This window comes from Aestuariivirga litoralis, assembly GCF_015714715.1.
GTDB lineage: Bacteria > Pseudomonadota > Alphaproteobacteria > Rhizobiales > Aestuariivirgaceae > Aestuariivirga > Aestuariivirga litoralis_A.
The window spans coordinates 850200-876106 of record NZ_WAHS01000001.1; the positions used below are offsets into that span (position 1 = coordinate 850200).

Genomic DNA, 25907 nt, shown 5'->3' on the forward strand with positions numbered 1-25907 from the left:
GGATTGGTTATGGCGCAGGAATTTCCGAAACAGGCAGATGTGGTGATTGTCGGGGGCGGCATCGTGGGCTGCTCGATCGCGTACCACCTGACCAAGATTGGTATCACCAATGTGGTGGTTCTGGAGCGCAAGCAATTGACCTCCGGCACGACATGGCATGCGGCTGGTCTGGTCGGGCAGCTGCGCGCCTCGCGCAACCTGACGGAATTGGCCAAATACACGACCAGCCTTTTTGAGGGACTGGAAAAGGAAACCGGACAGGCCACCGGCTTCAAGCAGAATGGCTCAATCTCGTTGGCTTTGTCTGATGGCCGCTACGAGGAACTGCTGCGCGGCGCTTCGATGGCCAAGAATTTTGGCCTTGCCGTGGATGTGCTGCCGCTGGGTGAATTGAAAGAGCGCATTCCGCATTACAATTTCGAGGGCGTCAAAGGTGGCGTGTTCCTGCCCAAGGATGGCCAGGTCAACCCGATCGACGTGACGCAGGCTCTTGCGGCCGGTGCGCGCTCGCGCGGCGCCAAAGTGTTCGAGAACACCAAGGTGACCCGCATTCTGACCAAGGATGGCAGGGCCACTGGCGTGGAGACCACACAGGGCACGATCACCGCCGACAAGGTGGTGGTGGCATCCGGCATGTGGAGCCGTGAATTGGGCCGAAGCGTGGGCGTGAACATTCCGCTCCATGCCTGCGAGCATTTCTACATCGTGTCCGAGCCCATCGAGAAGCTGCCGCGCAACATGCCGGTGGTGCGCGTGCCCGATGAATGCACTTACTACAAGGAAGATGCCGGCAAGCTGATGGTTGGTGCCTTCGAACCCAAGGCCAAGCCATGGGGTGGTGGCGGCATTGATGACGAGCATGCCTTCGTCACCCTGCCGGAAGACATGGATCATTTCGAGCCGATCCTGACCAGTGCCATTGCACGCGTGCCGCTACTGGAAACGGCGGGCATTCAATTGTTCTTCAACGGGCCGGAAAGTTTCACGCCTGATGTGCGCTATTATCTGGGCGAAGCACCCGAGCTGAAGGACCTGTTTATGGCCACCGGCTTCAATTCCATCGGCATTCAATCGTCCGGCGGTGCGGGGCTGGTGCTGGCCGATTGGATCAAGAATGGCCATTCACCGATGGATGTGAACGGCATGGATATTCGCCGCATTCATTCGTTCCAGTCCAACAAGGCCTATGTGCGCGACCGCGTCACCGAAAGCCTTGGGCTTCTCTATGCGATGCATTGGCCCTACCGTCAGGCCGAAACGGCGCGCGGGGTGCGGCGTTCGCCATTTTATCAGTACACGGAGAAACTGGGCGCGGTGTTCGGCGAAGTGAATGGCTGGGAACGGCCCAATTGGTACGCCCTGCCCGGCATGAAGAAGGAATATGAATACTCCTATGGCCGGCAGAATTGGTTCCCTGCCGCACAGGCCGAGGCTGATGCGCTGAAGAATGACGTGGTGTTCTTCGACCAGTCTTCATTTGCAAAGTATGAAGTGGCGGGCCGCGATGCCTGTAAGGTGCTGAACCGGATTTCATCCAACAATGTGGATGTGGAGCCCGGCAAGCTCGTTTACACCCAATGGCTGAATGAACGCGGCGGCATCGAGGCTGACTTGACGGTGACTCGCTTGGCCGAAGATCGCTTCCTCGTCGTCACCGGTGCCGTACCGCAGACGCGCGACATGGCCTGGCTCAAGAAGCACACGCCTGCCGATGCGCATTGCGTGGCCGTGGATGTGACATCCGGCCTGCCGATGCTTTCGATCATGGGGCTAAAGTCTCGCGCCTTGCTGGAGAAGCTTTCGGGCGCTGATCTCTCCAATGCAGCTTTCCCGTTCGGCACCTCGCAGGAACTGGAAATCGGTTACGCCCGCGTGCGGGCTTCGCGCATCACTTATGTCGGTGAATTGGGTTGGGAGCTTTACATCCCTGCTGAGTTTGCTGCGCATGTGATAGAAACTGTTTTGGCGGCGGGTGCGGAGTTCAAGCTCAAGCCCGCCGGCATGCATACGATGAACAATGCCCGCATGGAAAAGGCTTATCGCCATTGGGGCCATGACATTGCGGATGAAGATACGCCGCTGGAAGCGGGTCTGGGCTTTGCCTGCGCCTGGGACAAGCCCGGCGGGTTTATCGGCAAGGACGCCCTACTCCCGCATCGCGGCAAGGGGTTCCCCAAGCGCATGGTGGCGCTGGCGCTGGAAGACACATCTGCCGACGCGCCGATGATTTATCACGAGGAACCGGTATACCGGGACGGCGTTATCGTTGGGTCCACCACGTCGGGCGCTTTCGGGCATCGTATGGGCCTGTCTCTTGGATTGGCCTATGTGAAAAACGAAGGCGGCGTGACAGCGGAATGGATCAATGCGGGGACGTGGGAAGTGGAGCTGGCCTGGAAGAAATACCCGGCAAAAGTGCAATTGCAGAGCTTCTATGACCCAAAGAGTGAGCGGATAAAGGCTTGAAATAAAAATCTTATGGGTCATGCACATTGGTGCACTTGACATTGTTCGTTATAACGAACACATTGTAGATATACCGAACGACAGGAGACACACATGGCATTGCAACTTGGCGATATTGCTCCGGATTTCGAGGCTGACACGACCGAAGGCCGTATCCGATTCCACGATTACATTGATGGTTCTTGGGCCCTTTTGGTGTCGCACCCCAAGGATTTCACCCCGGTTTGCACCACTGAACTCGGTGCCATGGCGAAGAAGAAGCCGGAATTCGATAAGCGCGGCGTCAAACTCATCGGCATCTCGGTCGACAGCGTGGATGACCATTTGCGTTGGAAAAGCGACATCAAGGATGTGGCGGGCGCAGAAGTGACCTATCCGATGATCGGCGACAGCGATCTCAGCGTGGCCAAGCTTTACGGCTTGATCCATCCGAACGCATCAGGCGATGCCAAGGGCCGCACAGCGGCGGACAATGCCACGGTGCGCACGGTGTTCGTGATCGGACCGGACAAGCGCATTAAGCTGCTCCTCACCTATCCGATGAGCACGGGCCGTAATTTTGATGAGATCCTGCGCGTGATTGACTCGTTGCAGCTCACCGCCACCAAGTCGGTGGCGACACCGGCCGATTGGAAGAAGGGCGATGACGCGATCATCCTCGGCTCGGTTTCGGATGAAGCCGCCAAGGAGAAATTCCCGCAAGGCTGGAAATCCGTGAAGCCCTATCTGCGCACCGTGCGCCTCGACTAATACACTGGCTCCAGGGCTCCTCCCTCCCCTGTCCAGAATGGAAAAGCCCGGTCTTTGTGACCGGGCTTTTTCGTTTCATCGTGAGATGATGGAAGTTACCACCACTTCGGCGCGGTGAATTTTCCTGCCGCCTGTTCGATGGCGAAGCCTGTCTTGAACAGGGTTTCTTCGTCGAAGGGTTTCCCGATCAGCTGCAGGCCCAGCGGCAGGCCGCTTTCCGAGAGGCCGGCGGGCACGGCGATGCCCGGAAGGCCGGCCATGTTCACCGTCACCGTGAAAATGTCGTTCAGATACATTTCTACCGGGTCGGTGATTTCACCGGGGGCGAAAGCGGGCGACGGCGTTGCAGGCGTGAGCACCACATCGACCTTGTTCCAGGCTTCATCAAAGTCGCGCTTGATCAGTGTACGGACTTTCTGGGCCTTGACGTAATAGGCATCATAATAACCAGCAGAGAGCACATAGGTGCCGACCATCACGCGGCGCTGTACTTCGCGGCCGAAGCCGGCGGCGCGGGTTTTTTCGTAGGTGTCGATCAGGTCTTCGCCGGGCACGCGCAGGCCGTAGCGCACGCCGTCATAGCGGGCGAGGTTGGAAGACGCTTCTGCCGGGGCGACGATATAATAGGCGGGCAGCGCATACTTGGTGTGAGGCAGCGAAATCTCCACGATCTCGGCGCCCTGCTCTTTCAGCCAATGGGCGCCTTTGTCCCACAGCGCGTTGATCTCGGACGACAGGCCATCGGGGCGGTATTCCTTCGGAATGCCGACGCGCAGGCCCTTGAGGCTCATGCCCAGGCTTGCCTCGTAATCGGGCACCGGCAAGTTGACCGAAGTTGTGTCCTTCTCATCCACCGAAGCCATGGCCTTCAGCATGATGGCCGCATCGCGCACGTCGCGGGCGATGGGGCCGGCCTGATCGAGCGACGATGCGAAGGCGACAATGCCCCAGCGTGAGACGCGGCCATAGGTTGGCTTGATGCCAACGGTGCCAGTGAAGGCGGCGGGCTGGCGGATCGAGCCGCCAGTATCGGTGGCAGTGGCGGCGGCGCAAATATGCGCGGCCACGGCGGACGCGGAACCGCCCGACGAACCACCGGGCACCAGCGAGGCGTTGGAGTTCTTGCGCTTCCACGGATTGGTGACGGGGCCGTAGTAACTGGTCTCGTTCGACGAACCCATGGCGAATTCATCCATGTTGAGCTTGCCCAGCATGACAGCACCTTCGCGCCAGAGATTGGCGGTGACGGTGGATTCGTAACCCGGCTTGAACGCATCCAGAATGTGGCTGCAAGCCTGGGTGTGCACGCCCTTGGTGGCGAACAGATCCTTGATGCCGAGCGGAATGCCTTCCAGCGCGCCACCTTCGCCCTTGGCCAACTTGGCATCCGAGGCCTTGGCCATCGTGACGGCCTGTTCCGGCGTGGTGACGATATAGGCGTTCAGGCCCTTGGCCGCGTCGATGGCCTTCAGATAATCATTGGTCAATTCAAGGGCCGAGAATTCCTTGGCTTTCAGCTTAGCGCGGGCTTCGGCGATGGTGAGATTGGTGAGGCTCATTATTCCACCACCTTCGGCACCATGAAGAACTGGTCTTCACTCTGGGTATTGGCCACGATGTCCTTCGGGTAATGGCCGTCGGTCACCACGTCCTTGCGCTTCTTCATGTCTTGGGCCACCACTGAAGTCAGCGGCTCCACGCCGTCGACATTCACTTCATTCAGTTGCTCGACGAAAGCGAGGATGACATTCAGCTCATCCTGCAGCTTGGGCACGTCATTTTCTTCAACCTTGATGCGGGCGAGGCGCGCCACACGGCGCACAGTTTTAGCGTCAACAGACATATGGGATTCCTTGTTGCCGCGCTGGATAGCAAAGCGTCACGAGGGCCGCAACTTGGCATTCTCACGGTCGATCCGGTAGACCACGCAGTCATCGGCGGCGAACATGCGCCTTTCGACCGCCCGGAAGCCCAGGCGCTCATAAAGGCGGTGGGCGCGGGTGTTGCTGGCCAATGGGTCCAGGAGCACGGCATTCACCTTCGGATCGGCGAAGCAACGGGCCAAAGCCTGCCGCATGATTTCGCTGCCGTGGCCTTTGCCAGAATCCGCCAGATCACCCAGCCAAATATCGAGGGCGCACAAATCGGGCTCAGTCTCGCCCCAATAGTGGGTTTCGTCTTCGGCGGGGTCGATCACCTGAACCACGCCGATGGGGCGGCCATCCAGCTCCGCGATCAGCATTTCAATCCAGCCCCGCAGCGGCGGGAACCATTCAGCCAGCCAATCATGGCTGTCTTTCTCGAATGTGCCAGTGGCTTCGATCACATGCGGCTGCGCGTCCCAGTGCCGCAAGAGCGGCAGGTCGTCCCGGGTGGCAGGCCGCAGCTTGATCAAGCCGGAACTTTCAGCTTGGATTTTTCGTTACCGTTCGCATCAAAATTGCTTTCCGCCAGCCAGGCTTCGAAGCCCTTTTTTACTTGCGGCCAATCCTTGTCGAGCATGGCGAACCAGGCGGTGTCGCGGTTCTTGCCCTTGATGATCATGTGCTGCTGGAAAATACCTTCGAATTTGAAGCCATAGCGAAGTGCTGCACGGCGCGAGGGCGCGTTGAGCGCATCGCATTTCCATTCCAGGCGGCGCGAGCCCAGATCATCAAAGGCGTGGCGCATCATCAGGTAGATCACCTCGGTGCCTTCGCGGGTTTTCTGCAGCGCCTTGGACAGCCAGATAGAGCCGATTTCGATGGCGCCATTGGCGGGGTCAGCCCGCATGAAGGAGCCCATGCCCAGGGCCTCGCCGGTGTCGCGCTTCACATAGGCGTAGAACCAGGCGTCCTTCTGGACTTGCCGCGCTTTGAGCCAGGCATCGAAGGCCTCTTTGTTGGCGAAGGGGCCGAAGGCCATATAGGTCCAGAGCTTGCCGTCCTCATCCTTGCCGTCGATGGAGTGCCACAGCTGCGCACCGTGTTTCTCGGTATTCAGCGCATCGAGCCGGGCCCAGCGGCCGGGCAAGGGACGCAAATCTGGCAAGGTGCCAGGGGGCTTGGGGTCAACGACGGGGCCTACTGGGTGGGTTTCTGTTGTCATGGCTGGTTTATGCCATGTATTGAGGTGCCACGTCATGATCCCTTTTTTGGAAATCGCCCGGTCCAGCATCGAAGCCCTTCCCCCGGGCCAGCGCATCGTGGCGTTGGACCTTGGCAGCAAGACGATCGGCATTGCCACCAGTGACCTTACTCTTTCCATCGCCACGCCGCGGCACACGATGGCGCGCGGCAAATTCCAAGCCGATGCCAAGTTGCTGCTGGAATTCGCGGCGGCGGAGGGCATCGGGCTGATCGTGCTGGGCATGCCGCTCAACATGGATGGATCGGAAGGCCCCCGCGCCCAATCCACCCGCGCCTTTGTGCGCAATCTGGAAAAGCTAACGCCGATTCCGATCATCTACTGGGACGAAAGACTGTCCACTGCGGCTGTGGAACGCACCATGCTGGAAGCTGATCTGTCGCGCGCCAAGCGGGCGGAGAATGTGGACAAGCTAGCGGCGTCCTACATCCTGCAAGGATTACTGGATCTGCGTTAGGCACGGCGGCTCAGGCGTTCGAGCATGCGGGTGTTCAGGCTGATCTGTTCCAGCGTGAGTTTCAGCTGCGGCTCACCGCCCTGGATCTGCGGCAGGATGGGGCGGATGATCGCGTCCAGGCGCTGGGCGTGATGTTCGGAAGTGAAGGCATCGGCAAATTGAATAATGGCGATATCGGCATCGCCGCCCAGGCGCGTGAGCAGTGATGGTGCCGCCACATTCACAAAATCCAGCAGGTCATCGCGCAGTTTGGACGAACCGGCGCGGGCGGCGAGATAGTCGCTGATCTCGCCGCTTTTGATTTCGCCACTCTCAAATAGCGTGCGCATGCGCGAGGCATTCTGCGGCGAGGCATCTGCTGCGAGTACGGTCAATAGTTCCTCGCGCTCCCAAGCTGTGTCGGTGTCGCGCAGCACATTCAATATCTGTTCGGAAAATTTGTCCTGACCGGTGCGGATCACAGCGGTAAGGGCACTTTCGCGCATTTCACCGGGCAGCCATTCGGCGTCGAAAATCTCATCCGGCGCGTCCAATAGGCGCAGGCCGAAATGCAGGAGATCAAGCTCGATCAGTGGGTCAGCATCACTGGCGGAAAAGAATTCCACCAGGTCTTCGCGCTTGGAAATGATTTGCCAATCCGCGAAGGTGTTGTCGTCGACGCGAGGCACATAACCCAAGTTGCGCAGCATGGGGGCGTAGAGCTCGCTGGCAAATTCCTTGAGGGATTTGGCCTGCGGCAGTTCGGCAATCAGAAAAGACAGGCGCCCCAGCGCGAAGCCAGCCACGCTCCATTGCGGATGAGCGGCGAAGGCGCGCACCCCTTCCAGATACTGCGGCAATTGCACTTCGCCGGTTTGCAACGCGAGATCGAGGCTGATGACCGCGCGCAGGGCTTCGGTCTTGCCCAGCGACTTTCCTTGCGCAAACACCTTCTGCCAATGCTGGCTGCCCAGCTTGGCGCGGTAATAGCTGGGGGCTGAATTGCCTTTCAGGATGAAAGCAGCATCTGTCGTTTCGGGAATTCCGGTTTCGCCGATCAAGCGGGCGAAGCTTTTGCCGCTGCTGTGCGGAATGGATTTCACGTCGAAGAGCTTAAAGAATTTCCGTGTGTCGTAGAGGCCGAAGCGGTTTTCCTGCAGCAGGCGTTGCACTGCTGTTTGAAACGGCTTTTCGCCCATTTCACTTTCCAGCATGGAAAGGGCGACCGCGCCTTTCTGGTAGGTGATGGCATCAAAAGCTGTGGTGATTTCATCCTGGTTAGTGATCGGGCGGTGGATGCGGGAAACTGACGGCAGCAGATCAAGCTGCATGGCTTCTACGGCATTTTCCTGCAGGTCCGTATCGTAGCCCCAGCCGGGTTGAAGCAAATGTGATATCTTAGCTTCCATGAAAGTGGCGAAGCTTTCATTGAGCCAGAGGTCATCCCACCAGGCGGGCGATACGAGGTTACCCACCCAGTGATGGGCGATTTCATGGGCATGGGTGGTGAGGCAATCGCGGAACTGCTCGAAATCGGAATCCTCGTCGAGCAGGATCAGGCTTTCCTCATACATGATGAGGCCGGCATTCTCCATGCCGCCCGCCGCAAAGTCTGGCACCGCCATGAAATCCAGCTTGCTGAAGGGATAGGCCATGCCAAAATAGGTTTCGAGCCCCTGCAGGATGGGCGCTGTCCATTGCATGGCCTGGGACAGGTTCTGCCCCTGCCCGCGTCTTGCGAAGGCGCGCAAGGGCAGCGGGGCGCGGGGTTGCGTTCCGGGAGGGATGGGCTCGTGTTGCACCAATTCGAAATCGCCCACGGCGAAGGCCAGCAAATAGGTCGGCAGATTCTGCGTCGTCGCAAAGTGGATGGTTCTCGTGCCTGCCCGGTCGCTGCGGTGGGTTTCCGGCTCGTTGGAAATGGCCTCGCACTCCATCGGCACATGCAAGGTGATGGCGAAGGTTGCCTTGAAAGCGGGTTCATCGAAACAGGGAAAAGCGCGTCTGGCGCCCAGCGCCTGAAACTGCGTAAAGGCACCCCAACTCTGCCCGTTGCGGGCGCGGTAGAGGCCTTCCAAACCGCTGGCGAAGGGGGCTCGGGTGGCAAAGCGCAGATGGTGGGTGCCGGTCGGCAAAGGCGCGTCAAAGGTGATGGCGATGAGGCCCGGCCCTGCCTCCGTCACCTTGCCTGTTTTCTGGCCTTGCGGCTGCACGAGGTGGACGGAATCGAAGCTGAGCCCAAGGGCGTGCAGCTCAATTGCCTTCTGCGGCGCATCGCAGATGATCTCGATCTCAGTGGTGCCAGAGAATTCGGCGGCATCGGGATCAACCGTGAAATTCAGCACATAATGCAGCGGGCGCACCGCCGGGATCAGGCGTTTGAAGGGCAGCGCTGGCTTCATGGCTTAACCAAGCGGGGAAAACCGGCACAGGCAGGCTTGCTCTCGCTTGCGCTTTCGCTTAGACGCAGGCTTTGATGCCCAACGCGCAAAAACGGCCACCGCTCCTCAAAGCCCAACATCTGCTGGCTGTATCCGATCTTTCCGTTTCCGAAATTCCGCTGCTGCTTGATTTGGCAGATTCCTATGTGGAAGTGAACCGCAATGCGGAAAAGCGCCATATGATCCTGCCGGGCGCAACCCAGGTAAATCTTTTCTTCGAAAACTCAACCCGCACGCAAAGCTCGTTCGAAATCGCCGGCAAGCGTTTGGGCGCTGATGTAATGAACATGGCGGTTTCCACCTCGTCGATTTCCAAGGGCGAGACGGTGCTGGACACGGCAATGACCATCAATGCCATGCAGCCGAATTTTCTGGTGGTGCGGCATCAATCCTCCGGCACGGCGGAACTGCTTTCACAAAAAGTATCCTGCGCGGTGATCAATGCCGGTGACGGCCAGCATGAACACCCGACGCAAGCGCTGCTGGATGCGCTCACCATCAGGCGGCATTATGGCCAGCTTGAGGGTTTGGAAGTTGCCATTTGTGGAGACGTGTTTCATTCGCGCGTGGCGCGGTCCAATATTCACTTGCTCACCAAGATGGGCGCGCATGTGCGAGTGGTGGCACCTTCCACCTTGCTTCCCTCGGGCATCGGCAATTTCGGCGTCGAAGTTCATCGCAACATGAAAGACGGTTTGGCGGGGGCCGACGTGGTGATGATGCTGCGGCTGCAGTTGGAGCGGATGAGCGGCACTTTCGTGCCCTCGCAGCGTGAATATTATCATTTCTACGGTCTCACCGAAGAGAAGCTGAAATATGGCAGGCCCGGCGCGCTGGTCATGCATCCCGGCCCGATGAATCGCGGCGTGGAGATCGACTCCTCGGTGGCTGATGGCGCGCAAAGCGTGATCCGCGAGCAAGTCGAAATGGGCGTGGCCGTGCGCATGGCGGTGCTCGATGCACTCTCGCGCAATCAGCGGAGCCAGGCATGAAACGTGCTTATCTCAATGCCAAACTGGCGGGCGGCAACGGCGGATTGCTGATCGAGAATGGCTTGGTGGTTGCCGCTGGTGCTGATGTGACCAAGGACAATGTGCCTGGCGCGCAGATGGTGGATTGCGGGGGCAAACTGTTGCTTCCCGGTCTGATCGACATGCGGGTGTTCACGGGCGAGCCCGGCACCGAATACCGCGAGACATTGGCGACCGCTTCCGATGCGGCCGCTGCAGGCGGCGTGACCACGATGATCGTGATGCCGAACACTGATCCCGTCATCGATGATGCAGCGATGGTGGATTTCATTCTGCGCCGGGCACGAGATACCGCCAAAGTGCGCGTGGCACCGATGTGCGCCATCACCAAGGGCCTCAAGGGCGAAGCGATGACTGAGCTAGGCTTGATGAAGGCTGCAGGTGCGGTTGCGGCCACCGATGGCATCAAGTCGGTGACCAACGCGGCCCTGCTCCGCCGCACCATGACCTATGCCAAGGATCACGGCATGCTGATCGTGCAGCATGTGGAAGAGCCTGGACTGGCCTCGGGCGTGATGAATGCCGGTGAAGCTGCCTCGCGGCTTGGCCTTGCGGGTTCGCATGCCATGGCCGAAGTGATGATGCTGGAGCGCGACCTGCGGCTGGTTGAAATGACCGGTGCTTCCTATCACGTGGCGCAGATTTCCTGTGCCGAAAGTGCCGAGGTGATGCGCCGCGCCAAGGCCAAGGGACTGGCCGTGTCTTGTGGTGTTTCGATCAATCACCTAGTGCTGAACGAGAATGACATCGGCGCTTACCGCACCTTCTTCAAGCTCTCGCCACCGCTGCGCTGCGAGAACGACAGGCGCGCCTTGGTCGAGGCCCTGCGCGAGGGTGTGATTGATGTGGTCGTATCAGGCCATGATCCGCAGAGTGATGACACCAAGCGCTTGCCCTTTGCCGAGGCGGCCTTTGGCGCAATTGGGCTGGATACTTTGATGGCTGGGCTTTTGTCGCTTTATCACAATGAAAACATATCTTTGAGCCGGATCATTGAAGCTGGATGTGAAGCACCTGCGCGCGTTCTGGGCTTGCCCCAAGGCAAGCTGGTGCCGGGTGCACCGGCTGATTTCTGCTTGGTTGATCCGCAGGCGTCGTGGAAAGTGCAGCCGGAGAGCCTATTCTCGAGGTCTAAAAACTCGCCTTTCGAGCACCGTACCATTGAAGGCCGGGTGATGGAAACCGTGGTCGCCGGACAGACGGTTTACAGCGCCGCCTAAGCCATTGTAGGGTCTCACTTATGGGCGGCACAATCATCACTATCATTATCGGCTACCTGCTCGGCTCAATTCCGTTTGGCCTCCTATTGGCGAGATCTGCGGGTCTCGGCGATGTGCGCAAGATCGGTTCGGGCAATATCGGTGCGACCAATGTGCTGCGCACCGGCAACAAGACAGTCGCTGCACTCACGTTGGCTTGCGATGTTCTGAAGGGTCTGATCCCAGTCTTGATTGGCTGCTATGCCTTCACCTCCGCCGCCGCGATGCTGGGCGGGTTGGCCGCTTTGGCGGGGCACATCTTCCCTGTCTGGCTGGGCTTCAAGGGTGGCAAAGGCGTTGCGACTGCGCTTGGCGTGCTGCTCGGCTGGTCCTGGCCTTTGGCGCTCATCGTGGCTGCGGCGTGGCTGCTGATGTTTGTGATCTTCCGCATCTCGTCACTCTCGGCGCTGACGGCTGCTGTGGTGGGGGTGCCGGTCGCGTTCATGTTTGGCATGGTGGGCAATCCGGATGAGCTCTTTGTGTTTGCGACGCTCTGGCCTCGGGTTTTGATCGTGGCGCTGGTTGTCATCATCACCCACCGCGCCAATATTGCCCGGCTGCTGAACGGCACGGAGCCGCGCTCGTCATTCTCCAAAGCAAAATGAAACTTCGCGCGCTGTCGGATCAGGAGCGTTTGTCCTGGCACCGGCTGGCGCAGAGTGAAAGCATCGGGGCTGCCACTTTCCAGAAATTGATCGAGCGGTTTGATACGGCGGATGAAGCCATCGCTGCACTGCCCGATCTGTCGCGCCGCAAGGTCAGTCTTTACGATGCGGCGCGGGCCGAGGCGGATTTTGCGCGGGCCAGCCAGTACGGGGCGTTTTATCTGGCGCTGTGTGAGCCGTCTTATCCGGAGTTACTGCGTCAATCCCCCGGCCCTCCGCCGCTGATCTGCGTGAAGGGACGCATAGGCCTGCTTGAAAAACCTTCAGTGGCGATTGTGGGTGCGCGCAATGCGTCTGCCGTCGGCATGCGCTTTACGCGCACGCTGAGCAGCGAACTTGGTGGTGCGGGCTTCAGCATTGTCTCTGGACTTGCACGCGGCATTGACCGGGCGGCGCATGATGCCAGCCTTTCCACCGGCACGATTGCAGTGGTGGCCGGCGGCATCGATCATATTTACCCACCGGAAAATGCGAGCCTGCATGATGCCATTGGAGAGCAAGGATTGCTGGTGGCGGAAATGCCACTTGGCACGGCCCCCAAGGCGGAATATTTCCCACGCCGCAACCGGGTGATCGCGGGACTGTCGTTGGCCACGATCGTGGTGGAGGCGGCATTGCGCTCCGGTTCGCTCAGTACTGCAAGGTTGGCCAATGAGGCGGGCCGCGATGTGTTTGCGGTTCCCGGCTCGCCTCTTGATCCACGCTGCGAAGGCACCAATGGGCTGATCAAGGATGGCGCGCATATGCTGATGCGGGCGGCTGATGTAATCAATGTGCTGGGCTCAGCGCAGGTTTTATCTATATCAGCATCGCCGCTGATGGCTATGTCCCCTGCCCCGGCAAGTGATGATGTGAAGCGCCGCGTGCTGGAGCTTTTGTCGCCGACACCGATTGATCTTGATGACCTGGTGCGTGAAGCGGGTGCAGCACCCGACCAGGTTTTGGCCGTCATCATGGAGCTGGAAATCGCCGGGCAGGTGCAGCGTTTGGCGGGTGGACGGATCGCGCGACTAAGCTGACGCTCAATCCACTTCGTCTTCCGGGACGATCCACTTTTCCTTCAGCGCTTCCGTGAGCCAACTCCGAAAGGCGGGGCTTTGCAATATAGCATCCATATAGGCGCGGCTCTGCTTCGAGACGGGGATTGCGTAGGTATCGAGGCGCGTGACGACGGGTGCGAACATCGCATCTGCGTTGGAGAATTTGCCGAACAGGAATGGTCCGCCCTTGCCGTAGGCTTTGCGTGCATCAGCCCACAGGCTTTCAAGGCGCGCCACATCGGCCCTGATGCCATCCGTCATTGGCACCTGCTTGGGCGGGCGGCGCAGGTTCATCGGGCAAGCGTTTCGGATATGGCGGAAGCCCGCATGCATTTCAGAACACATGGAACGTGCCAATGCGCGCGCGGCTTTGTTCTTGGGCCACAGGTTTTTCTCCGGCCAAGTTTCAGCGATATACTCCATGATGGCAAGGGTTTCCCAGATCACCAGACCATTGTGTTTCAGGATGGGCACCAGGCCCGCTTTGGAAATGCGCTTCACTGTTTTGCTGAATTGCGGCTCGCCGAAGCGGATCATTTTTTCATCGAAAGCAATACCGGCACCGGCCAGCGCCATATAAGGCCTGAGCGACCAGGATGAGTAATTCTTGTTGCCGATGATGAGCAGTGGTGTTGCCATATTGGTCCTCCCCGATGAGGCACAGCGTTACATGGATTTTGGCAGATAGCGCCACACCAAAACGCTCATCAAGCTCACTGATCCACCCAAAATGATGAAGACAATGGATACATCATAATATTTCAGCGCGACGGCATAGACGATCGAGGGCAGCAGGTCGGAGAAGTCGAGGAAAGTACGATACACCGCCGTCATGCGCTGGCGCTCGTGAAAGCGCACTGAACGCAGATAGGGAATGCCGCCGATGGAATCGATGCCTGATGCCGCGAGTGCCCCCAGCAACAGCATCGCCGCCGCCAGATAGGGAAAGGTGGTGCCGAAGAAGCCCGTAAGAAGACTTGCCATAGCCATCGCAGCAAAGCACGCTGCGATGACAATGCGCACGCCGAGCTTCCTGGCGGCCGGCCCATAGAAAAACGCAAAGAGCAGGAAGAATTGGCTCAAAGAAATGATCAGGCCGCCGGCCGATTTTCCAAGTCCGCCTTCGATCATCAGCAGCGGGCCATAGGTAAAGAAACCGGCCCAGAAGCAGGATCGCGCAAAGGCGATGGACCAGGCCAGACGCAGGCGCGGCTGGCGGACGAAGTGCATCACATTGGCGAGTGGGTTGAAGGGCTGGAGGTTGCCGGATGGCATGGTCACCGGGTCATGCAGCCGCATATACCAGAAGGTGGACAAGAGCACGGTTGCCGAAGCGATGGCCGCGATTTGCGGCGCCCATGGTCCGCCGTGCTGGTAAAGCCAGACACCGGCGAAGGGCCCCACCACCCAGGCCAAGGTGGAGATGGCCAGGCGGAAGGGTTCACTGGTAGTCAGTTCGGTTTTTTTGATATTGTCGAGGATATAAAGCTGCAGCGTCACATTGGTGATCGAAGCGCCGATATTGCGCAGCATGGTGCCGGCGATTTGGCCTTCGAGCGTAAATGTTGCCAGCGCCAAGCTGCCCAGCAGCATCAGTGTGCAGCCCATTGTGTAGGTCCAGCGGCGGCGCATCCGCCGGAACAGGAACGGCAGCAGTAAAGTCGTGACCAGGACCGTGGCGGAAACGACGGTACCCAGCACAGAAATTTTCTGGGTGGAATGCAGGATGTCGTAGGCCTGGATGGAGAGCACGCCTGAATTAAACGACCGGGTGAGCGATTCAAGCAGGAACAGGATGCCAAAGGTCCACACCCCTGCCCGGTTTCGCTTGTCGGGCAGAATCACGGAGGCCATTTGCTCACTCATAAAGCGGCATTTGCAGCGCCAGTGGGCGGCGCGCAATAGCCACATTGGCCAAAAAGTCTCACCAGCTGTATGAGGGATGGATGAGCGAAACTTCATCCGGAAAACACCAGGCGGCCCTGCTCTCCATGGTGGTGAGCGCCGCCTTAGCAGGGAGCAAGCTGGTGGTCGCACTTCTCACCGGCTCGCTCGGCGTGCTGTCGGAAGCGCTGCACAGTTTGATTGATTTCGGCGCCACGGTGATGACGCTGCTGGCGGTGCGTTGGGCCGATGAGCCTGCTGATGATGACCATCATTACGGCCATGCCAAGATTGAGAGCGTGGCGGCGCTGATGGAATCGGTGCTGTTGGTACTGACTGCACTCTACATCGCCTATGAAGCGGTGTTGAGGTTGATGTCCGGCGCTGCGCCGCACGACTTGCCCTGGTGGGCGCCTGCTCTGTTCGTCATCGCCATTCTGGTTGATCTCAACCGGTCGCGGGCTTTGATGAAAGTGGCCAAGGCGGAATCGAGCGAAGCGCTGGCGGCTGATGCGGCGCATTTCCGCTCGGACATGTATGGATCGACGGCCGTGCTGGCGGGTCTGATGGGCATCTGGCTGGGTCTGCCCTGGGCGGATTCTGCCGCTGCGCTGGTGGTATCTGGTTTCATCGCGTGGATCGCGGTGAAACTGGGCCGTGATACATTGGCCACGTTGCTGGACCGCGCGCCGGATGGTGTTGCGGAAAAAATAAGAGCGGTGGCGGAGCATGAGGCGGGCGTGCTGCGGGTGAATGAATTGCGGCTGCGGCAGGCGGGCGCCACCACTTATGTTTCGCTCGCCGCAGAAGTGCCGCGCACCCTGCCGCCCGCCTCCATCGAAGGTTTGCGTGAGGAGCTCAAGCGCAAGATTGAAGCGGCGGTGGGCAAGCCTGATCTGAGCGTGGTGCTCAATCCCGTGGCGCTGGATTCGGAAACCGCCCAGCAGAAGGTCAGCGTCATTGCTGCCGAGCGTGGGCTCTATATCCACCACCTCGTGGTGCAAAACATTTCTGGCAAACTTGCCGTGAGTTTCGATGTGGAGATGGACGGTGCAACGCCGCTGGACGAAGCGCATGAACGTGCCACCGAACTTGAGGACGCGATCCGCGATGGCCTTGGTGGCGATGTGGAAGTGGAAAGCCATGTCGAGCCCAAGCCGGAAAGCCAGCTGCATGGTGAAGATGCGGGGCCAGCGGTGACGGCCAAGGTGGAAAAGGCGATCAAAACCATTGCCGCCGCGGAGAATGAGATGAGCGATGTGCATAATGTGCGGGTGCGGCGGGTGGATCAGGGCCTGTTCGTACATTACCATTGCCGCTTCGCGCCAGGGATGCGGATCGTTGTCATTCATCAGGTCCAGGATCGGGTGGAAGCGCGGCTGATGGACAAGCTGAAAAATGTCAGGCGGGTGGTGGCGCATGCCGAGCCCGTTGGCCGGGCACGTCACAAGCTCTAACTCAGCGCTTCCGGCGGAGCGTCGGCTTGGGCTGTAGGGCCTGCCATTCTTCAAAATCCTCAGGCGACACATCCACCGGGTGGGCCGCCGAGTAGGCTTCGTAGTAGGCCAGTTCAAACAGGTCTTCCAAGGGCTTCAGACCCTGCGTCCGCGCGATTTTCATCATCTGCAAGGTCATGTCGGCCAGATAGACAGCGGCTTCGTGGGGGTGCAGACTGGCTTCGGGGCCAGGTTGCCGATGAGCCGCTACGATGATGGTTTTTCCCTGGGGCACAGCAAATCTGCGGGTTGTTGTTCTCGTTAGACTCAACATAGGAGTGCTCCACTCCCTGTAAATAAACCGGAGGTTGTTGTTGGGTTGTATTTTGCCCGCGTTTCGGGTCGCGCGCAGGCCCCAACTTGCAGATTGGGGGCTTCCACTCTATGTGAAGCGCCTTATCTGGATGTCTGAATGACCGTTGTCGTCGTAGAATCGCCCGCCAAGGCCAAAACCATCAACAAATATCTCGGCAAGGATTTCACCGTCCTGGCTTCGTTTGGCCATGTCCGCGACTTGCCGGCCAAGGACGGGTCGGTAAAGCCCGACGAAGACTTTGCGATGGATTGGGAGGTGGATTCCAAATCCGCCAAGCGGCTGGCTGACATTGCCGCGGCCCTCAAGGGCTCGGACCGCCTCGTTCTCGCCACCGACCCTGATCGCGAAGGCGAAGCCATTTCCTGGCACGTGATGGAAGTGCTGAAGAAGAAGGGCGCGCTCAAAGGCAAGACCGTGCAGCGCGTCGCCTTTAACGCCATCACCAAATCCGCCATTCTGGACGCAATGGCGCATCCGCGTGATGTGGATGGGCCACTGGTTGATGCCTATCTGGCGCGCCGCGCTTTGGACTATCTCGTCGGCTTTACGCTCTCGCCCGTGTTGTGGCGCAAGCTTCCGGGCTCGCGCTCGGCGGGCCGCGTGCAATCGGTTGCGTTGCGGCTGATCAGCGACCGTGAATTGGAAATCGAAGCCTTCAAGGCTCAGGAATACTGGACCATCGATGGCAAGTTCGTCACCGCACAGGGTGCCGAGTTTGAAGCAGGCCTCGCCCATGTGGATGGCAAGCGCCTTGAAAAGCTGGCAATTGCGGATGCCGCATCGGCTGAGGCTATTGCCGCAACTTTGAAAGGCCAGCCTTTCAAAGTGGACAGCCTTGAAAGCAAGCCGGCCAAGCGTAACCCGTTCCCGCCCTTCCGCACCTCTACGCTGCAGCAGGAAGCTTCGCGGAAGCTTGGTTATTCTTCGGCGCGCACCATGCAGATCGCCCAGCGCCTTTATGAGGGCGTGGACATCGGCGGTGAAACGGTGGGACTGATCACCTATATGCGTACCGACGGCGTGGATATGGCTTCAGAAGCCATTGCCGCCTCGCGCAACGCCATCCTGAAACATTTCGGCGAGCCCTATGTGCCGCCGGTTCCGCGCAAATATACCTCCAAGGCCAAGAATGCACAGGAAGCGCATGAAGCGATCCGCCCGACCGATCCATCGCGCCACCCGGACCAGGTGCGCGGCACGCTGGAACCTGAGCAGTTCGCGCTTTATGATTTGATCTGGAAGCGCACGATTGCCAGCCAGATGGAAAGCGCTGAGATGGAGCGCACCACCGCCGACATCGCCGCGACGGGCCGTGACGGCAAGGTCTATTCCTTCCGTGCCAATGGCTCGGTGGTGAAGTTTGACGGCTTCCTGCGCGCCTATACTGAAGACCTTGATGACGACGAGGACGAAGATGCACGCCGCCTGCCGCCGATGGCGCGCGGTGATTCAACCGGCGTGCGCGGTATTGATCCGGCCCAGCATTTCACCGAGCCGCCGCCGCGCTATTCGGAAGCCTCGCTGATCAAGAAGCTGGAAGAATTGGGCATTGGCCGCCCCTCGACTTATGTCTCGATCCTCAAGACGCTGGGCGACCGTGGCTATATGCGCATCGAAAAGAAGCGCCTGATCCCTGAAGATAAAGGCCGCGTGGTTACGGCGTTCCTTGAAAGCTTCTTCAAGCGCTATGTGGAATATGATTTCACTGCCGATCTTGAAGAACAGCTCGACAAGATTTCCAATGGCGACATTGAATACAAGCAAGTGCTGCGCGATTTCTGGAAGGATTTCACGGCGGCGCTTGGCGAAGTGAAAGACCTGCGCATCACTCAGGTGATCGACTCGCTGAATGACTTGCTGGCGCCGCATATTTTCCCGGACAAGGGCGATGGCACTGATCCGCGCAAATGCCCGAATTGCGAAACCGGCCAGCTTTCGATGAAGCTGGGGCGCTTCGGCTCATTCGTCGGCTGCACCAATTATCCGGATTGCAATTACACGCGCCCGCTCTCTATTGGCGGCGGCGATGGTGGCGACGCGGTGCCGGCTGACGGCATCGTGTTGGGCCAAGACCCGGAGACCGGGCAGAACGTCACGCGCCGTGTGGGCCGCTTTGGCCCCTATCTGCAACTTGGTGAAGCGGTGGACGGTGAGAAGCCGACGCGCGCTTCGATTCCGAAGAATGTAAGCCCGGCCACGATAGAGCTTGATCAGGCGCTAAAGCTGCTTTCACTGCCGCGCGAAGTGGGCATTCATCCGGAAACGAAAACGCCGATCACCGCCAATTTCGGCCGCTTTGGGCCCTATATTGTGCATGATGGTGTGTATGCCAATCTGAAAGACCCGGAAGAAGTCTTCACCATCGGCCTCAACCGTGCAGTGGACTTGCTGGCGGAGAAGCGCCTCAAAGGGCCGTCGAAACGCACACGTCCGGGGGCATTGAAGAATCTCGGCGCGCATCCTGATGGCACCGGAAATGTTGAAGTCTTCAACGGCCAGTATGGCGCCTATGTGAAGCATGGCAAGACAAATGCCACCATTCCGAAGGACAAGACGGCGGAGACGATCACGCTGGATGAAGCCGTGTCGCTCATCGCTGAGCGCGAAATGGCAACGGGCAAGAAGCCGGCGAAGAAAGCTGCCAAAAAGGTTGCGAAGAAAACCGCACCGAAAAAGGCTGCCAAGAAAGCTCCGGCAAAAAAAGCTGCTGCAAAAAAACCGGCCAAGGCCAAAGTTGCCGAAGAAGCCTAAGCGCCCGCCCTCCCCCCAACGCGCTGGCGTGCCCAGCGCTGAGGATGTGCTGCAATTCATCGCGACCTCGCCCGGCATTGTGGGCAAGCGCGAGATTGCCAAGGCGTTCTCGATCAAGGGCGCTGACAAGCTGGCGCTGAAAAAGCTGCTGAAGGATATGGAGGAAGCTGGCCAGCTTTCGGGCAACCGCAAGCGCATCCATGCCAAGGGCAAGTTGCCGCCGATCGGCGTTGTCGAAATAGCGGGCGAAGATAAAGACGGCGATCAGTTCGGCTTTCATGTCGGTGACGATGGCAACGTTGGCACGGCCAAGATTCTCGTGGTGGCTGGTGAAGGCCGGGCACCGAAGAAGGGCGACCGTGCGGTGGCCAAGTTCGAGGCCCTGCCCGGCCATCATGACTACCAGCATCAGGCGCGCGTCGTGCGGGTGCTGTCTGCCGCGCAGGCCAAGCTGCTGGCTGTTTTCCGCCTGATCAAAGGCAAGGGTGCGCGGCTGATACCCGTCGATAAGAAGGCCAAGCATGAATACCAGGTTCTGCCGGGTGATGATGGCGGCGCCGAGAATGGCGAGCTGGTGCGCTTTGAAGTGACGCGCGAACGTGGCTTCGGACTTCCTGCCGCGCGGGTGCGCGAGCGGCTGGGCGATGTGCGCGACCCGCGCAACATCTCGCTCATCGCCATCAATCAGCACGGAATTCCGAACCGCCTGCCGGAGCGCGTGCTGGCCGAGGCGGAAGCGCTGAAGCCTTTCTCGCAAGAAGGGCGGCAGGACATTACGGCCACACCGCTGATTACCATTGATCCTGCTGATGCGCGCGATCATGACGATGCAGTTTTTGCGGAGCCCGATGACGCGGCTGACAATCAGGGTGGTTTCAAGGTTCTCGTCGCGATCGCTGACGTGGCGGCCTATGTGCGCCCGGCAACCGGGTTGGACCGAGAAGCACGCATCAGGGGCAATTCAGTTTATTTTCCTGATCTCGTCGTGCCCATGTTGCCGGAGCGGATTTCCAACGATCTCTGCTCGCTGGTGGAAAAGCAGCTGCGCCCGGCGCTCGCCTGTTTCATGCGCTTTGACAAAAGCGGCACCAAGATTTCGCATCGTTTCGCGCGCGTGACCATGCGTTCTGCCGCCAAGCTCGCCTACGAAGAAGCGCAAGCCGCTATTGACGGCAAACAGAACCCCAAGACAGACGGTTTGCTGGAGCCTGTATTGAAGCCGCTCTGGGCTGCGTATCGTGCCCTCAAGAAAGCGCAGGACAAGCGTGGGCCGCTGGCGCTGGATCTGCCGGAGCGCAAGATCATCCTCAATGAGCAAGGCAGCGTTGCGCGCGTGGTTGTGCCGCCGCGGCTTGATGCGCATAAGCTGATTGAGGAATTCATGATTCAGGCCAATGTGGCCGCCGCTGAAGAGCTGGAGAAGCGCAAGTCGCCTTTGCTCTACCGCATTCATGAAGAACCATCGCAAGAGAAGCTGAAATCGCTTTCCACCTTCCTGAAAACAGTGAACCGTGAATTCGCATTGGGTCAGGTGGTGAAGCCCTCACATTTTAACCGGCTGCTGGAATCGGTGAAGGGTGAGGATTTCGAACGGCTGGTGCATGACGTGGTGCTGCGCACGCAATCGCAAGCCGCTTACAGCCCGCAAAATGCCGGGCATTTCGGGTTGAACCTGCATCGCTATGCGCATTTCACTTCACCGATCCGGCGCTATGCTGATTTGATCGTGCACCGCGCGCTGATTTCGGCCTTGGGCTTCGGCTCGGACGGTCTATCTCAGGAAGATATTTCGCAGCTGGATGAAACCGCCGAAATGATTGGCGTTGCGGAGCGGCGCGCGATGCTGGCCGAGCGTGAGACAAATGACCGGCTGATCGCTTCCTTCCTTGAGCCGCAGATGGGTGCGGTATTCAAGGGGCGCATTTCTGGCGTGGTGGGTGCCGGATTATTTATCGTGCTGGATGACACTGGGGCTGACGGCTTTGTTCCCGTCTCCAGCCTGGGCCGCGACTATTTCATCTATGATGAAGTGCGCCACAGCCTGACAGGAGAGCGCAGCGGCGAAATGTTCCAGCTGGGCGACCGCGTTTCTGTTAAACTGCTCGAAGTGGCCCCGGTCAAAGGCGGGCTTCGTTTCGAGATGGTTTCAGAGGGACGCGTGGGCAAAGTTGCTCCACGCGGCAAAAAGACAAAGAAATGGCGGAAGTAGTCTATCAGCTTGAATCGCGCCCAGTCTGGCGGGCCATGGGGCGCGGCTTTCGCAAGCGCTGCCCGCGCTGTGGCGAAGGCAAACTGATGGCGGGCTATCTCACCGTGGCCAGCCAGTGCAATGCCTGCGGCCTCGATCTCACCCCGCAGCGCGCTGATGACGCGCCGCCCTATTTCACCATCTTTATCGTGGGCCATATCGTGGTGCCGCTGATGTGGGCCTGGGAGCGGTATTATGCGCCGCCTGCCGCCCTGCAAATGGCGGTGTGGCTGCCGGTGATCGCTTTGTTGTCCCTTTGGCTTCTGCCACGTGTCAAGGGTGCCACCGTGGGCCTGCAATGGGCCATGAAGATGCATGATTTTGGAGAAAGCCGGGAAACTTGACTTTGCGCGCCGTTTGGGCTCTATCCAGCGCAAATCGGAGTTTCGACCATGGCCAAAGGCAATGTTATCAAGATCAAGTTGGCGTCCACCGCTGACACTGGCTTCTTTTATGTAGCCAAGAAGAATTCGCGCACCAAGACCGAGAAGTTCTCGTTCAAGAAGTATGACCCCGTGGTGCGCAAGCATGTGGAATTCAAGGAAACCAAGATCAAGTAAGATCTGGGATTGCCTAACGAACAAAGCGCCGGTTTTCCGGCGCTTTTTTGTTGTTCAAAGTTCTGCGATAGGCAGTGAGTTGCAAGCCCCATTGTGGGATAAGGTGCTGGTCCGGGTTTTTTCAGAACGAGGAGGCCACTCGGTTCAGGACCCGGACCAGCTAACCTCGAAATCAGGAGATGCGGCGGACCTGACCCCAAGGCATTCAAGTTTTGTCTGACGGAGTTTGCCGCACCGTCCCACTTGATCCAGACTCGAAAAATTTGACGGTGCACTGGTGCTGAAGCAGTGCACCGTCAGTCTGGATTGGCGCCTTCGAACCTGGAGAGGAGTGAGGCGCCCTTGCGAATGTCTTGATTGGATAATGACTCGTGAACCCCGTTAAGGCTATGGATTCCTATGGTAAATGGGGCATGAGCGGGATTAACGATGAAGCGTTAAGGTGAATGCGGGCGTATTTGATTCAATTGTTTTCGAATACCCTGCCCTGCAACGGCACTGCTTACTCACCGCGGCGGAAGCATTTATAGCGCCTGCACATGGACTTAACTCAAAGCAGCACTGATCCTTGGCGGCGCAACCTGGTGGTGGTCCTGATCGGCTCCTTTACCACCATCGTGGCGATGACTTTGCTGCTGCCGATCCTGCCGCTTTATGTGGAACAGCTAGGGGCCAGTGGGCATGCGGAAATCGTGCAGTGGTCCGGTATCGCTTATGGCGCCACTTTCTTTTCTGCGGCTTTGACTGCGCCGTTGTGGGGGCGACTGGCGGATCGCTATGGGCGCAAGCTGATGCTGATCCGCGCCAGTTTCGGCATGGCGATTGCGATGTCGCTGATCGGCATGGCGCATGATGTGTGGCAGCTGGTGGCGCTGCGTTTGCTGGCGGGTTTGCTGGGCGGCTATTCATCCGGCTCAATGGTGCTGGTGGCGGCGCAGACCCCGAAGGAGCGCACCGGCTGGGCGCTGGGTGTGCTTTCGGCAGGAATCATGGCGGGCAATCTGGTGGGGCCATTGATTGGTGGCATCCTGCCGCCGCTCATCGGTATTCGCGAGACATTCCTGCTGGCCGGTGGGGTGATCTTTCTCATGTTTTTGGCGACGACGTTTTTGATCCAAGAAGCCAAGCGCGTCGGTAGTGCGAAGGAAAAGGTGCCGGCCAATTGGGCGGCCATTCCTGACAAGCGGCCGATCTTTGCAATGCTGGCCACCGGTCTGCTGCTGATGGTGGCGCAGATGTCGATCGAGCCGATCATCACAGTCTATGTGGCGGGGCTGGTGGAGACGACGCAGGTGACTTTCATTTCAGGTGTGGTGATGTCTGTTGCAGCGCTGGGCAGCATTCTTTCGTCATCGTGGTTGGGTGCCATTGCCGACCGTGTGGGGCATTGGAAGATCGTGACGATGTGCTTGGCCTGTGCGGCGCTGCTGCTGGTACCGCAGGCCTATGTGACCTCGGCCTGGCAACTGATTGCTTTGCGCCTCCTGATGGGGCTGGCGTTGGGCGGCCTGCTGCCAGCGATCACCAGCGTGATCCGCCATGCGGTGCCGGAGCGGATGGCGGGCGGCGTTCTGGGTTATTCGATCTCGGCGCAATATGTGGGCCAGGTGGTGGGCCCGGTGGCGGGTGGATTTGTCGGCGGGCATGTGGGCATGCGCGCCGTGTTCCTGGCCACCAGCGTGCTGATGGCCATTGGTGCGATCGGGAATTACATTATTCAGCAAAGGCTGAAGAAGGCCTAGTTTTCGGTGTGCGGAGGCGTTTCGTCTGCCGGCAGTTCTTCTGGCTCAGCGCCCTCCTCCGGCAGATGCATTTCCAGCGGCATTTGCTCATTGCCATCCAGCGGGTCTTCATCCGCCGTCAGCTCGTCGGTTAGCTTGGGCATCGGCACATCAAAGCCCGGCGGCACATTGGCATCGAGAAGGCCGGCGGCCTTCAATTCCTGCAAGCCCGGCAGGTCAGTCAGTTCATTGAGGCCGAAATGTCCGAGGAACGCTTCTGTCGTGCCATAGGTCACCGGGCGGCCCGGGGTTTTGCGGCGGCCGCGCATTTTGGCCCAGCCGATTTCCAGCAGATTGTCGAGCGTGCCCTTGGATATGGCTACGCCGCGAATGTCTTCGATCTCGGCGCGCGTGACCGGCTGATGGTAGGCGATGATGGCCAGCGTTTCGAGAGCGGCCTTGGTGAGCTTCTTCTGCTCGGTCTTTTCCTTGCGGAACAGCGAGCCCATGTCCGGCGCTGTACGCAGCGCGAATTTACCGGATACCTGGACCAGATTCACGCCGCGCTTTTCGTAGTTCTCGGCAAGGTCGGCCAGCAGGGCTTCAATGTTCGTGCCTTCGGGCAGGAATTCCTTGAACGCTTCCAGTGCCAAGGGTTCGGCTGCATTGAAGAGCATGGCTTCCACCACGCGCAGGTTTTCAGCCCGGTCTGCCATGGGATGGATCGTGACGACTGCCTCGGGGCTATCCTCCGTTTCATCACTTTGTTCGGGTTGAATCATCATGGGTTTGGCATTCATCACGAAGTTCCTACGCTGTCACTGCTTTCTTTACGGCGGCGCAAATAGATCGGCCGGAAAGCGTCATCCTGCCTGAGCTCAATCTGCCCATCGCGGGCCAATTCAAGGCTGGCGGTAAAGCTGGAGGCGCGCACCGAGCGCCGTGTTTCGCTGGTGGCGAGATAATGCTCCAGCCAATGATCAAAGGTACCCCAGTCATCCATCTGGCCCACCATCATCTGGATGGCGTCACGTGCTTCCTTGATCGACCAGGTGGTCTGGCGCTTTACGGTATAGGAGGAGCGCACCATCTTGCGTTGGCGGCGGCTGGCATAGGCCTTCAGCAGATCAATCAGGTTGTCGCTATATTCCTTGGTCACTTCGACGACCAGCGGCTGCGGCGCGCCGCGGGCGAATGTATCCACGCCAAGCTGTGGGCGCTTCATCAGGCTTTCGTATGCTTCACGCATGGCGGCCAGGCGCTGCAGGCGGAAGGCCAGCCGCGCGGCCATGTCCTGCGGTGCTGTCTCGTCATTGGAGACGGGCTGCGGGATCAGCAGGCGCGATTTCAGGTATGTGAGCCAGGCGGCCATGACAAGGTAATCAGCAGCGACATCGATGCGCAGGATCTTGGCCTTGTCGATAAAGGCCAGGTATTGGTCAGCGAGGGCGAGGATGGAAACCTGCGTCAGGTCAATCTTGTGGGCGCGGGCAAGCTCCAGCAGCAGGTCCAGCGGTCCTTCAAAGCCGCCGACATCCACCACCAGTTCTTCAGGAGGGGGAAGCTCGCGCCGTTCAGGGCTTGAGGCATCCGCCCAAAGGTCATTTTCACTCATTGATGCCAACTGCCAGACTAAAAAACACAGGGGCCTTCTTCGCAGAAAACACCCTCTGATTCGACAGTCTAGGCCCTTTTATCCCCAGAATCAGCTGGGCTG

At 59.1% G+C, this 25907-nt stretch carries 23 protein-coding genes; 13 read left to right on the forward strand and 10 right to left on the reverse strand.

The window, feature by feature from the left end:
- Positions 1 to 9: 9 nt before the first annotated feature.
- Complete coding sequence (locus tag F8B91_RS04565) at positions 10 to 2466, forward strand: GcvT family protein (protein ID WP_196502515.1); 2457 nt, start codon at positions 10 to 12, stop codon at positions 2464 to 2466.
- Between the two features lie 93 nt (positions 2467 to 2559).
- Entirely contained in the window at positions 2560 to 3216 is a 657-nt protein-coding gene (locus F8B91_RS04570; protein WP_196502516.1) for a peroxiredoxin, read from the forward strand.
- 95 nt (positions 3217 to 3311) lie between these two features.
- On the opposite strand, the gene gatA is transcribed toward F8B91_RS04570, so the two are convergent.
- The 4 genes from gatA to F8B91_RS04590 are packed head-to-tail and all read right to left on the reverse strand — an operon-like array spanning position 3312 to position 6303.
- Complete coding sequence (gene gatA, locus F8B91_RS04575; protein ID WP_196503889.1) at positions 3312 to 4778, reverse strand: Asp-tRNA(Asn)/Glu-tRNA(Gln) amidotransferase subunit GatA; 1467 nt, start codon at positions 4776 to 4778, stop codon at positions 3312 to 3314.
- On the reverse strand, positions 4775 to 5059 hold the full coding sequence (gene gatC / locus F8B91_RS04580) for an Asp-tRNA(Asn)/Glu-tRNA(Gln) amidotransferase subunit GatC (RefSeq protein WP_196502517.1): 285 nt from the start codon (positions 5057 to 5059) through the stop codon (positions 4775 to 4777). Before gatC ends, gatA begins: the two co-directional genes overlap by 4 nt.
- 36 nt (positions 5060 to 5095) lie before the next feature.
- Positions 5096 to 5611, reverse strand: a complete 516-nt coding sequence (locus tag F8B91_RS04585) for a GNAT family N-acetyltransferase (protein ID WP_196502518.1) — start codon at positions 5609 to 5611, stop codon at positions 5096 to 5098.
- A complete protein-coding gene (locus F8B91_RS04590) occupies positions 5608 to 6303 on the reverse strand; it encodes a GNAT family N-acetyltransferase (protein ID WP_196502519.1) in 696 nt (231 codons plus the stop codon). The genes F8B91_RS04585 and F8B91_RS04590 overlap by 4 nt, the downstream gene beginning before the upstream one ends.
- A 34-nt stretch (positions 6304 to 6337) precedes the next feature.
- Here F8B91_RS04590 and ruvX point away from each other — a divergent pair, with 34 nt between their 5' ends.
- Entirely contained in the window at positions 6338 to 6799 is a 462-nt protein-coding gene (gene ruvX / locus F8B91_RS04595; protein ID WP_196502520.1) for a Holliday junction resolvase RuvX, read from the forward strand.
- On the opposite strand, the gene F8B91_RS04600 is transcribed toward ruvX, so the two are convergent.
- Positions 6796 to 9180, reverse strand: a complete 2385-nt coding sequence (locus tag F8B91_RS04600; protein WP_196502521.1) for a M1 family metallopeptidase — start codon at positions 9178 to 9180, stop codon at positions 6796 to 6798. The genes ruvX and F8B91_RS04600 overlap by 4 nt on opposite strands.
- Positions 9181 to 9254: 74 nt before the next feature.
- Here F8B91_RS04600 and F8B91_RS04605 point away from each other — a divergent pair, with 74 nt between their 5' ends.
- From F8B91_RS04605 to dprA, 4 genes are read left to right on the forward strand one after another with little or no spacing between them, the layout of a single operon-like run.
- Positions 9255 to 10211, forward strand: a complete 957-nt coding sequence (locus F8B91_RS04605; RefSeq protein ID WP_196502522.1) for an aspartate carbamoyltransferase catalytic subunit — start codon at positions 9255 to 9257, stop codon at positions 10209 to 10211.
- Positions 10208 to 11470 (forward strand): dihydroorotase, encoded by a 1263-nt coding sequence (gene pyrC / locus F8B91_RS04610; RefSeq protein ID WP_196502523.1) that lies wholly within the window; start codon positions 10208 to 10210, stop codon positions 11468 to 11470. Before F8B91_RS04605 ends, pyrC begins: the two co-directional genes overlap by 4 nt.
- A gap of 20 nt (positions 11471 to 11490) precedes the next feature.
- Entirely contained in the window at positions 11491 to 12114 is a 624-nt protein-coding gene (plsY, locus tag F8B91_RS04615) for a glycerol-3-phosphate 1-O-acyltransferase PlsY (protein ID WP_196502524.1), read from the forward strand.
- Positions 12111 to 13193: a DNA-processing protein DprA gene (gene dprA / locus F8B91_RS04620; protein WP_196502525.1), complete on the forward strand. Its 1083-nt coding sequence runs from the start codon at positions 12111 to 12113 to the stop codon at positions 13191 to 13193. The genes plsY and dprA overlap by 4 nt, the downstream gene beginning before the upstream one ends.
- Positions 13194 to 13196: 3 nt before the next feature.
- On the opposite strand, the gene F8B91_RS04625 is transcribed toward dprA, so the two are convergent.
- Together F8B91_RS04625 and F8B91_RS04630 are read right to left on the reverse strand one after the other, a co-directional pair.
- Complete coding sequence (locus F8B91_RS04625) at positions 13197 to 13853, reverse strand: glutathione S-transferase family protein (protein WP_196502526.1); 657 nt, start codon at positions 13851 to 13853, stop codon at positions 13197 to 13199.
- Positions 13854 to 13880: 27 nt separating this feature from the next.
- Positions 13881 to 15068, reverse strand: a complete 1188-nt coding sequence (locus tag F8B91_RS04630; protein ID WP_196502527.1) for an MFS transporter — start codon at positions 15066 to 15068, stop codon at positions 13881 to 13883.
- 92 nt (positions 15069 to 15160) lie between these two features.
- On the opposite strand from F8B91_RS04630, the gene F8B91_RS04635 reads away from it, so the two are divergent.
- The gene (locus F8B91_RS04635) at positions 15161 to 16555 is read left to right on the forward strand and encodes a cation-efflux pump (RefSeq protein WP_196502528.1); all 1395 of its coding nucleotides are present in this window, start codon (positions 15161 to 15163) and stop codon (positions 16553 to 16555) included.
- Position 16556: 1 nt separating this feature from the next.
- On the opposite strand, the gene F8B91_RS04640 is transcribed toward F8B91_RS04635, so the two are convergent.
- On the reverse strand, positions 16557 to 16829 hold the full coding sequence (locus F8B91_RS04640; RefSeq protein ID WP_196502529.1) for a hypothetical protein: 273 nt from the start codon (positions 16827 to 16829) through the stop codon (positions 16557 to 16559).
- 177 nt (positions 16830 to 17006) lie between these two features.
- Between F8B91_RS04640 and topA the strand changes: the two genes are divergently transcribed.
- The 5 genes from topA to F8B91_RS04665 all read left to right on the forward strand — a co-directional run bounded on the left by topA (position 17007) and on the right by F8B91_RS04665 (position 24211).
- Complete coding sequence (topA, locus tag F8B91_RS04645) at positions 17007 to 19661, forward strand: type I DNA topoisomerase (RefSeq protein WP_196502530.1); 2655 nt, start codon at positions 17007 to 17009, stop codon at positions 19659 to 19661.
- Positions 19662 to 19689: 28 nt separating this feature from the next.
- Entirely contained in the window at positions 19690 to 21870 is a 2181-nt protein-coding gene (gene rnr, locus F8B91_RS04650; protein WP_196502531.1) for a ribonuclease R, read from the forward strand.
- Positions 21858 to 22253: a DUF983 domain-containing protein gene (locus F8B91_RS04655; protein WP_196502532.1), complete on the forward strand. Its 396-nt coding sequence runs from the start codon at positions 21858 to 21860 to the stop codon at positions 22251 to 22253. The genes rnr and F8B91_RS04655 overlap by 13 nt, the downstream gene beginning before the upstream one ends.
- A 48-nt stretch (positions 22254 to 22301) precedes the next feature.
- Positions 22302 to 22469, forward strand: coding sequence for a 50S ribosomal protein L33 (rpmG, locus tag F8B91_RS04660; protein ID WP_196502533.1), 168 nt, complete (start codon positions 22302 to 22304; stop codon positions 22467 to 22469).
- Between the two features lie 539 nt (positions 22470 to 23008).
- Entirely contained in the window at positions 23009 to 24211 is a 1203-nt protein-coding gene (locus F8B91_RS04665) for an MFS transporter (RefSeq protein WP_196502534.1), read from the forward strand.
- Here the strand turns inward: F8B91_RS04665 and scpB are convergent.
- Positions 24208 to 24990 (reverse strand): SMC-Scp complex subunit ScpB, encoded by a 783-nt coding sequence (gene scpB / locus F8B91_RS04670; protein WP_246714961.1) that lies wholly within the window; start codon positions 24988 to 24990, stop codon positions 24208 to 24210. The two genes, F8B91_RS04665 and scpB, sit on opposite strands and share 4 nt — an antisense overlap.
- Positions 24990 to 25805 carry a segregation and condensation protein A gene (locus tag F8B91_RS04675; protein WP_196502535.1) on the reverse strand — a complete coding sequence of 272 codons (816 nt, stop codon included), beginning with the start codon at positions 25803 to 25805 and terminating at the stop codon, positions 24990 to 24992. The genes scpB and F8B91_RS04675 overlap by 1 nt, the downstream gene beginning before the upstream one ends.
- Positions 25806 to 25907 lie beyond the last annotated feature (102 nt).